Origin of the sequence: Thermococcus sp. 21S9 (assembly GCF_012027635.1) — an archaeon.
GTDB lineage: Archaea > Methanobacteriota_B > Thermococci > Thermococcales > Thermococcaceae > Thermococcus.
In genome coordinates this window covers 582,171-594,670 of record NZ_SNUS01000001.1, presented here as the reverse complement: position 1 = coordinate 594,670, position 12,500 = coordinate 582,171, and the positions used below count along the sequence as shown (strand labels likewise).

The window sequence follows — 12,500 nt, the reverse complement described above, 5'->3', positions numbered from 1 at the left end:
GCTTCAAACTTTGCCACTACCCCTATTTAGGTTTTCCTTCCCCTTGATGAGTGCCCACAGGAGTTCGTTCCTCGGGGCTTCGAGGCCAACGGAATGAGCATATTCCACGATTTTGCCGTGAATGTAGTCCACCTCCGTCCTTCTTCCGCGCATTATGTCCTGGAGCGTTGAGTTGTAGTTCTCCCGCGTTCTCTCTATCGTGTCCCAGAGCAGTTCGAGGGGGTGAATTTCGAACTCAATTCCGAGTTGCTGTGCAACCATACACCCTTCCCGCGCTATCTCTATCGAGATTCCCTCCAGCTCTGGGACGTCGCGCAGGGCCCCGTTCTTAACCTCCAGAACCGTCCCGAGTCCGTTTATGACGGAATTTACTATCGCCTTCGCCCACTTCCAGCCGATTGCGTTCTCGGTTACGCTCGTCTCTATCCCTGCCTCGTTGAAGACCTTCGCGACCTCCTCGACGAACTCCGCCTTCCCAGTCGGATACTTCCCGATGACGGTTATCCCTTTCCCCGTCCACCTGACGACGCCCCAGTCAACGAGCATCGCGCCGTTGGTCGTTATTCCCCCGATGACGTTGGGCGTCAGCTTTAAGGCTAACTCCTCGTTTCCGAGACCGTTCTGGACGCTCAGAACCCACGTTTCCGGCCCTATGCAGTTTCTCGCGCACTCCAAGGCGGTCTTCGTTGAGTAGGACTTGGTAGTGAGGAGGAGCAGGTCTGGCGGTTCTTTAGGTGCGTACAGCGAGGCGTTAACCTTAACCTCGAACTCTTCTATCCCGGTAACCTTCAGTCCGTTCTCGTTTACGGCTTTAACCTGCTCCTCTCGCCCTATGAGCAGGACGTCGTTTCCGGCCCTCGCCAGGAGCGCGCCGAGAAGTGAACCTATGCTTCCAGCTCCGAGCACGTAAATCCTCATCCTCTCACCTCAGGAGCTTTCTCAGGTGGTTGAGCGAGTAAACGTAAACCAGCGCGAAGAGGGCCAGCTTAACCCTCTCAGGAACCTGGTAATCCCCGATTAGGTAGAGCGCCGACGCCGGGAGGAGTCCGAAGGAAGATAGAACCCTGTTCCTCAGGAGGAGGAACGGAACGGCAACCCCGAGAACCGCCCCTGTGCTCCCGAGGTTGTAGAGGCCGAGCGCTATGGCGAGACCAGTTCCCCCGATTACCGCGTTGACGAAGCGCTCCCAGAACTTCACCGGCTGTTTCTCGTAGGGATAGCCAAGGGCCAGAAGGATGACCGAGAGAGCTATTAGCGCGTACCTCTCCTCTTCCCCGAGCGGGTAGGTCAGCGCGAAGGCGAGAAGTGCGCCGGCCGAGAAGGGTCTGGCCTTTTTCTTCACCGCCGGACCGATGAGCGGAAGGTACAGGTAAGGAATCCACTCCATGCTCCCACCGCAAGCGTTTAAAGAGTCCCCCTTAAATGCATACCGATGCTCTCGGTCGTTCTCGTCGAACCTGAGGGGCCGGCGAACATAGGCATGGTAGCGCGGACGATGAAGAACTTCGGCTTCTCGCGGTTAGTCCTCGTGAACCCGAACCTGACGGAGGAGAGCTACAGCTACGCGGTCCACGCTACCGACGTCCTTGAAAACGCGGTCATAGCGGATACCTTTGAGGAGGCCCTGGAGCTATTCGATTTGACCGTCGGAACCACTGGAAAGCCAGGAAAGAAGTTCATACCCTACCGCGCACCGCTCTACCCCTGGGAGCTGAGGGAAACCTTGAAGGGCTACACCGGCGAGGTCGGTCTCTTCTTTGGCAGGGAGAGCATCGGTTTGAAGAACGAGGAGCTTGAGAGGCTCGACATAATTGTCACGATTCCGACGAGCGAGGATTATCCCGTTATGAACTTAGCTCAGGCGGTCGCGGTTATCCTCTACGAGCTCTCGAAGGCTAAACCGGAACCTTCGGTCGAAGCCTTGAAACCTGCGACGAGAGAGGAGAAGGAGGCGCTCGTTAGGGTGTGGGCTGAGCTTTTAAATGTTCTCAACTATCCGAAGGATGGGGAGAGGCGAGCTGTCTTCGTTAAGGTCTTTAGGAAAGCTATTGGCAAGGCTTTCCTCTACGGGAGAGAGGTGCACACCCTCATAGGCCCGCTGAGAAGGGCCGTTAAGAGGCTGGAGGAATGCTGAATGCTCGCGGTGGAGAGGTTCAGGGTCAACGGCCGGGACGTCTGGATTGGGGTAATCTTTCACGGTAGGATTCAGGGAATAAGCTTCGCCTTCACGAGGGGCGAGCTCTTGGAGAGAATCAGAAACCTCGCCGAGTTCCTCCGGAAACGAGGTGTTGGAGTTTCCCTCGACGTTCAGCCGAGCAATTACACAGAGCTCGTTTATCGCGTCATGGTCGGGGAGCTCGACAACGAGAAAGCCCTTTCCGAGCTCTCCTTAGAGGGCGTAACGCCCTTTGAGAGGCGCGTTTACGAATGGCTCACGAAAAACGTTAAAAGAGGCACCGTTATAACCTACGGTAGCCTTGCGAAGGCCCTCGAAACGTCGCCGAGAGCCATCGGCGGGGCGATGAAGAGGAACCCGTATCCGATAATCGTTCCCTGTCATCGGGTGGTGGCGAGCGACGGCATCGGCTACTACAGCTCTGGGATTGAAGAGAAGAGGTTCCTGCTTGAACTTGAGGGGGTGAAGGAATGGACAAGCTGAAGGCCTATATAATCGGCTTCCTCGTTGCTGTCCTTGCGGTGGCCGGTTTCATAGTTTACAACTGGGGCTTCTGGAAGCTGGTCCAGGTAATCCTCGCGATAGGCTTCGTCGGGTTCACGCTCGCACTGCTGTTCTTCACGGCGCTGACCCTCTACGCCGAGAGCTGGAAGTACGGGGCAGTTCTGGCCGTTTTGACGGCAATAGCGGGCTACGGCTCCTACCTCGTGCTCACCTGGCAGAAGCTCGAAATCGTCGGGGGAATCATAGCGTTCTTCATCCTGCTCTTCGCCTTCGGAATATGGTACATAAGCGAGCCCGATTTGAGCATAGCGGACCGCTTCCGCTCTGCTGAAAAGCTCGAGAGGATGGGACGCTACAAGCAGGCCGCGAGGAAGTACGAGAAGGCCGGAAACTACGAGAAGGCGGCTGAGATGTACCTCAAGCTCGGCTGGCTTGAGAGCGCGGCGTGGGCCTACGAGAAGGCCGGGAAGTACGAGAAGGCCGCCGAGCTCTACGAGAAGCTCTACGAGAAGGAGAAGGACACCTACTACCTGAAGGAGGCCCACGAGTACTGGAAGAAAGCTGGAAACATGGAGAGGGCCGTTAAGGCGCTGGAGAAGTACGCCGAGGAGGAACCCTGGTTCTGGGAGGACGTTGCCAAGCTCTACGAGGAACTCGGAAACGAGGAGAAAGCCAGGGAAGCCTGGGAGAAGGCCCTTGAGTATTACACCAAGGAGGCTCAGGAGGAGGGCGTCTTCTGGGAGGACGTCGGCAACATAGCGAGGAAGCTCGGCAAGGAGGAGCTGGCCCGTGAGGCCTACCAGAAGTTCCTCGAGTACTGCCTCAAGGAAGCTGAAAAGGACCCGATGTGGTGGAAGCACGTTGCAGAAGCCTATGAGTACCTCGGCGAGGCGGAGAATGCCGAAGAAGCCAGGAAGAAGTACGAGGAGTACCGGCAGAGAATCCTCAAGGCCAACGAAGAAACCTCTCACTTCCCCGGGAATTAACCTTTTAAGCTCTCCCTCCCTACCTTTTCTTCGGGGATTGCCTTGGACGAGGAAAAGCCGAAGCTGAACATAGCGAAGCTCTCCAAGATGCCGATAAGGCTCGCGATGGAGGAGAAGTTCCTTCGCCTGAGCCCGGACGACAGGGTCGAGGACCTAATCAAGGGGCTCGAGCACAGAACCTGTGCTGTAGTGACCGACGAATCCGGAAAACTGCTCGGCTTCATCTCAGTTGACGAGATAATAAACCTCCTCCTTCCGCCGTCCGATTACGTTCTCGTTGGCCTCGACGCCCTCAGGGAGGCCCACTTCGACTGGGACAGGCCCGTGAAGGAGATAATGAATACCCGGCCCATAACGCTCTCCCCGAACGATACGCTCGGCTACGCCCTGAGTATGATGATGGAAACCGGCGTGAGGCAGTTCCCGGTTGTCGAGAAGAAGAAAGTCGTCGGAACCTTCTCGGCTCAGAGCGTTATACGCTTGCTCAGGGTCTTCGCGCGGTGAGGGAAGTTGATTGAGCTAATCCTCTACCTCGCGCTCATGCTTTTAACGGCGGAAACCTTTGGCTGGCTGTTCTCAAGGATTGGACAGCCCGTGGTTCTCGGCCAGATAGTGGGTGGAATCCTCCTCGGGTTGGCGTTCCCGCCGACGGAGGAAGTGAAGGACATCTCCATAATAGGCGTCCTGATGCTCCTCTTCTTGGCCGGCCTTGAGAGTAGCGTCGAAGAGCTCAAGAGCGCCGGCAAGAGCGGTTTTTCCGTCGCTTTCGTCGGGGTTGTTGTGGCCTTCGCAATGGGCTTTGGTATCGCTTATCCCTTCAAGGGCTTTGACCAGGCCCTCCTCTACGGCGCTCTGACCACTCCAACGAGCGTTAGCCTTACCGTCAGGGTTCTGATGGAGATGGACCGGCTGAAGAGCCGTGAGGGAACCACAATCCTCACCGCGGCGATAGTCGACGACATACTCGGCATAATCGTTCTGACGGTCGTTATTTCCTCCCTCGTCTCCGGGGGCGTCAGCGTCGTCAGTCTCGTTGAAATCCTCGCCAAGGTTGGCGTTTTCATAGCCCTGATGGTCTTCGCGATGCCGAGGGTTCTCGACTACGCCCTCAGGAAGGTCGTGAGGATAGGCTTCGCGGATTCGACGGTTACCCTCTCGATGGCCGCCCTCTTCGCCTTCGCCTACCTTGCGGAGCACATGAACCTTGCATCTATCCTGGGTGCCTATCTGCTCGGCCTCGCGCTGAGCGAAACCGAGTTCAGGAAGCCGATTTTCGAGCACTCGAGGATAATAGCCCACTCCGTCTTCGTCCCGCTGTTCTTCGTCGACGTGGGAATGAACATACCTGTTAAAGACCTCAAGAGCGCCGGGCTCTTTGCCATTCTCTTCAGCCTCGTGGCGATAGTGAGCAAGGTAATCGGCTGTGGAATCGGGGCGCTAATCGGCGGTATGAGCCCGAGGGAAGCCCTGCGCGTCGGCGTTGGAATGATTCCGAGAATGGGCGTCGAGCTCGCGATGCTGGCGATAGCGATGAAGGCCGGCATAGTCGGGAGCGATGCCTACCTCGTGATAGTCCTGATGATATTCCTGAGCACCCTCGTTACACCACCGCTCCTCAAGCTTGCCTTCAGGGGTCAGTAAACGTCTCCGGAGTCTTCGAGCTCCTTCAGTTCCTCTTCAATTTCCTTTTCTTTCCGCTGGGCGTAGCGCTCCATCAGGTCGCCCGCGAAGTATATCAGAACCCCCGAAATCACCGCGACCACGAACATCAGAACGACCTTTGTCCAGCTCAGGTCTGACTGTGGTGAGGAACCATCGGGAAGTGGGGCGGGAGCCACTTTAACTCGCCGGCGTTTCCTTGGTGGAACCCTAATTAAACGTTGCCCTGCCAACCTTTTTAAGAGTCGCAACGAACCTTAGCCGGTGGTTGAGATGATGGGAATGAACCCCAGGCAGATGAAGAAGCTCATGCGCCAGTTCGGAATAAAGATGGAGGAGATGGAGGGCGTTAAGGAGGTCGTTCTTAAGCTTGAGGGCAAGGAAATCGTCCTTAAGGACCCCGTCGTCACGGTCATGGTCGTTCAGGGCGAGAAGACCTACCAGATTGTCCCCGGGAGCGAGGAGGTAAGGGAGGTCATTGAGATTCCAGAGGAGGACATCGAGCTCGTCATGGAGCAGGCCGGCGTTGACAGGGAAACCGCGCTCAAAGCGCTGAAAGAAACGAAAGGGGACATAGCGGAGGCAATCCTCAAGCTGAGCGGGGAGTAATCACTCCTTCTTGAACTTCTCTATTGCCTTCATGAGCGGTATGAGGTGCATCAGAGCCGGGCCTCCGGCCATAAGAACCGCGACCAAACCGGCCTCTATGAGCTCCTCCGGCTTCGCTCCGGCATCCAAAGCCTTCTGGGTGTGGAGGTAGATGCACCACTCACAGCCCTGGGCGATGCCGAGGGCGAGCGCTATGAGCTCCTTCTCCCTGGTTGTAAGGGCCTTGTTGTCGAGGGTCTCGCGGAGGAACCTTGAGAAGGCCGAAATCTCCTTCGGGTGCTCCTTCCCGAGCCTGTCGAGGAGCTCCTCAATCTCCTTAAGTTTGACTTCAACTTCCCCGTTCTCCATGGGAACCACCGATATTTGTTGGAAGGAAGAATCTTAAAGGCTTTCCTGAACGAAACGTTCCCAACTACTCGTTGACCATGATTCCCTGCCTGCGCATCTTCAGGATGTCGTCTATAACGTCTATGAGCCCTGCGATTATGTGGTCGTACTTTCCGTTGTCCTTTCCGTAGATTTCCTTCAGCTTGTCCTTCATTGCGAAGAGGTCTTCCGTGTCGAGGTCAAGGAGTTTCTGGGCTTCCCTTGCAATCACGCGGAGCGTGACTCCCCTGGTTCTGTCGTCGTCGAGCAGTTTCAGAACGAGTTTGAGCATACCCGAGAGCATCTCCCTTGAGGGAAGCCTGTCCGAGAGCCGGGCCATGAGCTCGAGTGCCCCCTCGACGTCCCTCTCCTTGCCCGATTTGAGGAGCGTGTCAAGTAAACTGCTGAAGAACTTGGCCGTTCCAGGGTAGAGGGCGTATATGTCTGCGAGAACCCTCGACGCGGTTTCCCTCGCCCAGGGGTTCTTGCTCTTAAGGAAGTCCCCGAGGACCGGGAGAATCCTGTAGGCGTCGCTCGGGGTTAGATGACTCGTCAGCCTCGCCACAATCCAGAGCGCGTCCATTCTCCTGCTGTAGTCGTCGCTCTCCAGCATGCTGAGAATCCTGTCCATCACATCGGGGTCGAGCTTCGCCATCTCGGCCACTATCTCGGTTTTCCCGGCATCCAAGAGCCTCTCTATGTCGTCTATGCTGTACTGACTTATTTCGAGCCTCTTCTTGGCTTCGGTCTCGCTTATCAGGTCTTCGCTCGTCACGCTGATTTTTTCGAGCTTCTCGAGAACCTGCGACGCTTTAATCCCAAGTTTGACGTCGCCCTTGAGCTCTTTTATCCTCGTTATTGCCTTCAGCTTGTTCCTCGTGCTTATATCTTTCTCGCGGGAGAGCATCCTCTCAATGGAGTACAGTGCCCTCTCAACGACGTATGGGTCGGGATGGGCAAGTAAATCGGCTATCCCGTCGAAAACTTCGTTCAGGACCTTTCTATCGTCGGTCTTCATCGCCATCTCTGTAAGGGCCGTTATAGCCGCGCTCTGAACTTCCCTCTTCTTACTTGACCCTATGAGCGAGAACAGCCAGCGGATAATCTTGTAGGCTATCTTCGCCACCTTTGCGCCGAGTTTTCCAAGTCCCTCCGCCGCGTACTCGCCGAGGACAGGCATTCCGGACTTCACCACGTCCTTTAGGGCCTCGGTGACCTTCTCGTACTCCTCTTCGCTGAGCTCGCCGGTTTCGAGGAGTGCGTTTATGAACTCCAGCGCCTTCAACGCCACCCGCTCATCATCGTTCTTCACGAGCTCAAGAACCGCGTCCAGGGCGAGTCTCTTCCTCTCACCTTCGAGCTTTCCTTCGGCGAGCATATCTATGAGCACCTGAACCACGTTGGCACGCACGTGGGGGTTCTCGTCGTTCAACAGCTCGAGCAGAACCTTGAAGACCTTGTCGTATTCCTCGGCCAGCGTTCGAACCTCCTTCAGGCGCCATGCGAGTAAATCCTTTCTCATGCCCTCCTTGTCAACTATGATATCGCCACCTTTTAGCACGGCAAGAAGCGCCAAACCCAGCATAGTCTCCCCCCTCTCTATTACGGTGCGTTAGGATTTAAGCTTAGCCCAAAGGTTATTAAGGGCCCATCCGATGGGTGGACGATGAGGGCAGTAGGCGTCATAAGGTACTCGCGAAAGGAGAGGCTCAGCAGGGAGGAGTTCGAGGAGCTCTTGAGAAGCGCCGGTTACGAGGTTCTGGCGGTTCTCGAGCAGAACAGGGAGGAGCACCCGCGCTACAACATCGGAAAGGGGAAGCTGGAGGAGCTTAAGGAGCTCGTCAGAGAGCTCAAACCGGACAAGGTGGTTTTTGCGAACCGCTTAACGCCTTCTCAGGCCTACAACCTCTGGAAAGAACTTAAAGTTGAGGTCATCGACCGCTGGCAACTCGTCCTTGAGATTTTTGAAAAGCGGGCCCACTCAAAGGAGGCCAAACTTCAGGTGGAACTCGCGAGCCTCCAGTACGAGGTTCCGCTCGTGAAGGAAGCGATAAGGCGGATAAAGCTCGGCGACAGGGCCGGTTTCAAGGGAATGGGTGAGTATCAAACCCAGCAGTACCTCAAGCACATCAGATACAGAATGGGCAAGATAAGGAAGGAACTTGAGCGGGTCAAGGCCGAGCGGGAAATCAGGAGGAAGAAGCGCGAGGAGGTCGGATTTATCCTCGTCTCCCTTGCTGGATACACGAACGCCGGCAAGTCAACGCTCCTCAACGCCTTGGCCGGGGAGAGCGTGGAAGCGAGGAACCAGATGTTCACGACCCTCGACACGACGACGAGGCGCTTCAAGCTCGGGAGCAAGAGGGTTCTCGTCACTGACACGGTCGGCTTCATAGACGGACTGCCACCTTTCATAGTCGAAGCCTTCCACTCGACGCTGGAGGAGATTGTCAAGGCTGACATAGTTCTCCTCGTCCTCGATTCGAGCGAGCCCTGGCGCGAGATAGCGAGGAAGTTCCGGGCGTCGATAAACGTTCTCCGCGAGCTCAAGGCCCTTGACAAGCCCCTGGTCGTTGTCCTCAACAAGGTTGACCTGATTGAGCGGGAAGATGCCGAGGAGAAGGCGAGGCTCCTGACTGAGCTGAGCGAGAACCTCGGGGTCTCGATTGAGGGAGTGGCGAAAGTTTCGGCCAAGGAGAGGCAACTTGACGAGCTTTACTCTCTCCTCGAACGGGTTCTCCTCAAGCTCCCCAAGTACGGGGCCTTTGAGTTAGTGGTTGAAGACCCCTCAAGGGTTCCGGCGGTGATGGCCTTCCTGAGCTCGGTTGGTGAGGTCCTGTCGGTTGAGTACGGCGACGTAACGAGGATTAGGGCCTACGTCCAGACCGGCATGCTGAAGGAGCTCACGAGAATGGGGGTAAAAATAGAGCGGTTAAAGCATCCCGGCGAAGCTGAAGAGCTTGACGAGGACGAAGGAAATCACGATGGCCGTTAAAGGCGTCGCGACCCAGCCGAAGAGTATGTCCCTGATTACCCTTCTGTCAACGCCCTGACCGACGACGAGGCCGACTCCGACAACGCCACCGACTATTGACTGACTTGAGCTGACCGGCAGTCCGAGGAAGTTGGCGAGGCTAACTGATATCGCCGAGCCGAACTGGGCCGCGAAGGCTGAAATCGGACCGAGGGCCGTTATCTTCTTTCCAACGGTGTGCATCACCGCGTAGCTGAAGGTCAGGGAACCGATGGCCAGGCTTATAGCGACGAGAACGCCCGCCGTCTTGGGCTCCATGAAGCCTGCCCCGACTATCGGACCCGAGGCGTTGGCAACTTCGTTGGTTCCGAAGTTGAAGGCCATGTAAGAACCGCCTAAAATCGCGAGGGCCTTGTAGAGGGCTTCAATTGTCGAGACGCTCTTGATTTCCGAAATCACCTTCGAATAGAACTTGTAGAGAACCATCGCAAGGATTCCCGAGAGTATCGGTGAGATAACCCAAGCGGCCGCTATCTTCCCGAGGGTGAACCAGTTCACCGGGGCCTTCATCGCGAGACCGACGCCTATAACGCCACCGACTATCGACTGGGTCGTGGAGACCGGAAGGCCCCTCACGGTTGCTATCGTGACCCAGATTCCGGCGGCGAGGAGCGCTATCAATGCCATCTCCATCGTGAGAAAACCCTCGGGAACTATGCCCTCTCCGACCGTCTTCATGACCTTGTAGCCCTTCAGGTATGCCCCGAGGACCACGAATATCGCTATCGTGAGCGTCGCCTGGCGAAAGCTCAGTATTCCCGAACCGACGGCGGTTCCCATAGCGTTCGCCGAATCATTTGAGCCTATGTTCCAGGCTATATAGAAAGCCACTGCGATTATAGCTACCGCGAGCCCCTCCATACCCATCACTGGCTATATAGTCTATATAGTGAATTAAAAAAGTTTTCGAGAAACGATGAGCGGAAAAAACCATCGGAGGAATTCAAAGTTCACCCTTACCCAGAAAATCCCGTTTAGGGTTCCTTAACACGATACCGAAACCTAAATAAATGTTTCGGACTAACTACCGGTGAAAAACCCACAGGAGGCAGGGAAGATGATTGAGATACGTTTTCACGGTAGGGGTGGACAGGGTGCCGTTACGGCCGCCAACATCTTAGCCTCTGCAGCGTTCAAGCAGGGCAAATACGTCCAGGCGTTCCCCTTCTTCGGTGTTGAGAGGCGTGGAGCCCCTGTTACGGCCTTCACCAGAATTGACGACAAGCCGATAAGGATTAAGACCCAGATTTACGAACCTGATATAGTCGTCGTCCTTGACCCGAGCCTTCTCGACACCGTTGACGTTACCGCCGGTCTCAAGGACGGTGGAACCGTCATCGTCAACACCGAGAAGAGCAAGGACGAGGTTCTCGCCAAGCTCAAGAAGAAGCCGGCCAAGCTTGCCCTCGTCGACGCCACCACGATAGCTCTTGACATACTCGGTCTCCCGATTACCAACACGGCCATACTCGGTGCCGTCGCCAAAGCCACCGGCGTCGTCGAGCTCAAGTACGTCCAGGAGGCCATTAAGGAGACCTTCTCAGGAACCCTCGGTGAGAAGAACGCCAAGGCCGCCGAAGAGGCCTTCAACAAGACCGTTGTCTACGAGCTCTAATCTTCTCTTCCCTTCCTTAACCGAGGCGGGTGGTGGTAAAGTTGAACACCTTGTTTGGAGAAAAGAAAGCCCAGGCTGAGAAGCTCACCTTCACCTCAGTGGAGCAGTACCCCGAGGCCCCGGTGAGCCTTGGCACAACGCTCAGCAACTTCACCGGCGACTGGAGAACCTTCATTCCCGTTGTGGATGACAACAAGTGCGTCAAGTGCTACATCTGCTGGAAGTTCTGCCCCGAGCCTGCAATCTACATCCGCGAGGACGGCTACGTCGGGATAGACTACGACTACTGTAAGGGATGCGGTATTTGTGCGAACGAGTGCCCGACGAACGCGATAACGATGGAGAAGGAGGAGAAGTGATATGGCGGAGTACAAGCCGATTAGGAAGGTTGTGAGCGGTAACTACGCGGCCGCTTACGCCGTTAAGCACGCCCGCGTCCAGGTCGTTGCCGCTTACCCAATCACCCCCCAGACGAGCATCATCGAGAAGATAGCCGAGTTCATAGCCAACGGAGAGGCCGACATCCAGTACGTCCCCGTCGAGAGCGAGCACTCCGCCATGGCCGCGAGCATTGGCGCTTCCGCCGCTGGGGCGAGAGCTTTCACCGCAACCTCTGCCCAGGGTCTGGCTTTGATGCACGAGATGCTCCACTGGGCGAGCGGTGCGAGGCTTCCGGTTGTGATGGTCGACGTTAACAGGGCCATGGCTCCCCCGTGGAGCGTCTGGGACGACCAGACCGACAGCCTGTCCCAGAGGGACACCGGCTGGATGCAGTTCTACGCCGAGAACAACCAGGAGGTTTACGACGGCGTTCTGATGGCCTTCAAGATAGCCGAGACCGTCAACCTTCCGGCAATGGTCATCGAGAGCGCCTTCATACTGAGCCACACCTACGACGTCGTCGAAATGATTCCGCAGGAGCTCGTTGACGAGTTCCTTCCGCCGAGGAAGCCCCTCTATGACCTCGCCGATTTCAGCCAGCCGTTCTCGGTTGGTGCCCTCGGTGGGCCGAACGACTACTACGAGTTCAGGTACAAGATAGCCAAGGCCATGGAGGACGCAGTCAAGGTCATCAAGGACGTTGGCAAGGAGTTCGGCGAGAGGTTTGGCAGGGACTACAGCGAGATGATTGAGAAGGGCTACGTTGACGATGCCGACTTCGTCTTCATGGGCATGGGTTCTCTCATGGGAACCGTTAAGGAGGCCGTCGAGCTCCTCAGGAAGGAGGGCTACAAGGTCGGCTACGCGAAAGTTAGATGGTTCCGCCCGTTCCCGAAGGAAGAACTGAGGGAGATAGCCGAGAGCGTCAAGGGCATAGCTGTCCTCGACAGGAACTACTCCTTCGGCCAGGAGGGCATACTCTTCAACGAGTCCAAGGGCGTTCTCTACAACACCGATGCCAGGCCGATAATCAAGAACTACATCGTCGGACTCGGTGGCAGGGACTTCACCGTTCCCGATGTAAAGGCCATAGCGGAGAACATGAAGAAGGTTATCGAGGCAGGAAAGCTCGATAGAGAGGTTGAGTGGTACCACCTCAAGAGGTGAGAA

Annotated in this window: 16 protein-coding genes; 10 read left to right on the top strand and 6 right to left on the bottom strand. The window is 56.3% G+C overall.

The genetic code is table 11. The features are described from left to right. Window positions 1-3: 3 nt before the first annotated feature. Window positions 4-918: a 2-dehydropantoate 2-reductase gene (locus tag E3E28_RS03445; protein WP_167914028.1), complete on the bottom strand. Its 915-nt coding sequence runs from the start codon at window positions 916-918 to the stop codon at window positions 4-6. A gap of 4 nt (window positions 919-922) precedes the next feature. Further along, on the bottom strand, window positions 923-1,387 hold the full coding sequence (locus E3E28_RS03440; protein ID WP_167914027.1) for a hypothetical protein: 465 nt from the start codon (window positions 1,385-1,387) through the stop codon (window positions 923-925). 45 nt (window positions 1,388-1,432) lie between these two features. On the opposite strand from E3E28_RS03440, the gene E3E28_RS03435 reads away from it, so the two are divergent. The 5 genes from E3E28_RS03435 to E3E28_RS03415 are packed head-to-tail and all read left to right on the top strand — an operon-like array spanning window position 1,433 to window position 5,307. Beyond that, window positions 1,433-2,134 (top strand): RNA methyltransferase, encoded by a 702-nt coding sequence (locus tag E3E28_RS03435; protein WP_167914026.1) that lies wholly within the window; start codon window positions 1,433-1,435, stop codon window positions 2,132-2,134. Then, window positions 2,135-2,659, top strand: a complete 525-nt coding sequence (gene otg, locus E3E28_RS03430; RefSeq protein WP_167914025.1) for a methylated-DNA--protein-cysteine methyltransferase — start codon at window positions 2,135-2,137, stop codon at window positions 2,657-2,659. Further along, a complete protein-coding gene (locus E3E28_RS03425; RefSeq protein ID WP_167914024.1) occupies window positions 2,647-3,666 on the top strand; it encodes a lipopolysaccharide assembly protein LapB in 1,020 nt (339 codons plus the stop codon). The genes otg and E3E28_RS03425 overlap by 13 nt, the downstream gene beginning before the upstream one ends. 42 nt (window positions 3,667-3,708) lie before the next feature. Beyond that, entirely contained in the window at window positions 3,709-4,170 is a 462-nt protein-coding gene (locus tag E3E28_RS03420) for a cyclic nucleotide-binding/CBS domain-containing protein (protein ID WP_167914023.1), read from the top strand. A gap of 9 nt (window positions 4,171-4,179) precedes the next feature. Beyond that, window positions 4,180-5,307, top strand: a complete 1,128-nt coding sequence (locus E3E28_RS03415) for a cation:proton antiporter (protein ID WP_167915174.1) — start codon at window positions 4,180-4,182, stop codon at window positions 5,305-5,307. Here E3E28_RS03415 and E3E28_RS03410 read toward each other — a convergent pair. Beyond that, on the bottom strand, window positions 5,301-5,504 hold the full coding sequence (locus tag E3E28_RS03410; RefSeq protein ID WP_167913539.1) for a hypothetical protein: 204 nt from the start codon (window positions 5,502-5,504) through the stop codon (window positions 5,301-5,303). The two genes, E3E28_RS03415 and E3E28_RS03410, sit on opposite strands and share 7 nt — an antisense overlap. Before the next feature lie 94 nt (window positions 5,505-5,598). Between E3E28_RS03410 and E3E28_RS03405 the strand changes: the two genes are divergently transcribed. Then, the gene (locus E3E28_RS03405; protein WP_167915173.1) at window positions 5,599-5,934 is read left to right on the top strand and encodes a nascent polypeptide-associated complex protein; all 336 of its coding nucleotides are present in this window, start codon (window positions 5,599-5,601) and stop codon (window positions 5,932-5,934) included. On the opposite strand, the gene E3E28_RS03400 is transcribed toward E3E28_RS03405, so the two are convergent. Next, entirely contained in the window at window positions 5,935-6,282 is a 348-nt protein-coding gene (locus E3E28_RS03400; RefSeq protein WP_167915172.1) for a carboxymuconolactone decarboxylase family protein, read from the bottom strand. 64 nt (window positions 6,283-6,346) lie between these two features. Continuing rightward, window positions 6,347-7,885, bottom strand: a complete 1,539-nt coding sequence (locus E3E28_RS03395; RefSeq protein ID WP_167914022.1) for a hypothetical protein — start codon at window positions 7,883-7,885, stop codon at window positions 6,347-6,349. 81 nt (window positions 7,886-7,966) lie between these two features. Here E3E28_RS03395 and hflX point away from each other — a divergent pair, with 81 nt between their 5' ends. Next, on the top strand, window positions 7,967-9,295 hold the full coding sequence (hflX, locus tag E3E28_RS03390; protein WP_167914021.1) for a GTPase HflX: 1,329 nt from the start codon (window positions 7,967-7,969) through the stop codon (window positions 9,293-9,295). On the opposite strand, the gene E3E28_RS03385 is transcribed toward hflX, so the two are convergent. After that, on the bottom strand, window positions 9,233-10,195 hold the full coding sequence (locus tag E3E28_RS03385) for an inorganic phosphate transporter (RefSeq protein WP_167915171.1): 963 nt from the start codon (window positions 10,193-10,195) through the stop codon (window positions 9,233-9,235). The genes hflX and E3E28_RS03385 overlap by 63 nt on opposite strands. 196 nt (window positions 10,196-10,391) lie before the next feature. On the opposite strand from E3E28_RS03385, the gene E3E28_RS03380 reads away from it, so the two are divergent. From E3E28_RS03380 to porA, 3 genes are read left to right on the top strand one after another with little or no spacing between them, the layout of a single operon-like run. Beyond that, a complete protein-coding gene (locus tag E3E28_RS03380) occupies window positions 10,392-10,949 on the top strand; it encodes a pyruvate/ketoisovalerate ferredoxin oxidoreductase subunit gamma (protein ID WP_167915170.1) in 558 nt (185 codons plus the stop codon). 41 nt (window positions 10,950-10,990) lie between these two features. After that, window positions 10,991-11,308, top strand: coding sequence for a 3-methyl-2-oxobutanoate dehydrogenase subunit delta (locus E3E28_RS03375; protein WP_167914020.1), 318 nt, complete (start codon window positions 10,991-10,993; stop codon window positions 11,306-11,308). Between the two features lies 1 nt (window position 11,309). Then, window positions 11,310-12,497 (top strand): pyruvate ferredoxin oxidoreductase, encoded by a 1,188-nt coding sequence (gene porA, locus E3E28_RS03370; protein ID WP_167914019.1) that lies wholly within the window; start codon window positions 11,310-11,312, stop codon window positions 12,495-12,497. Window positions 12,498-12,500: the final 3 nt, after the last annotated feature.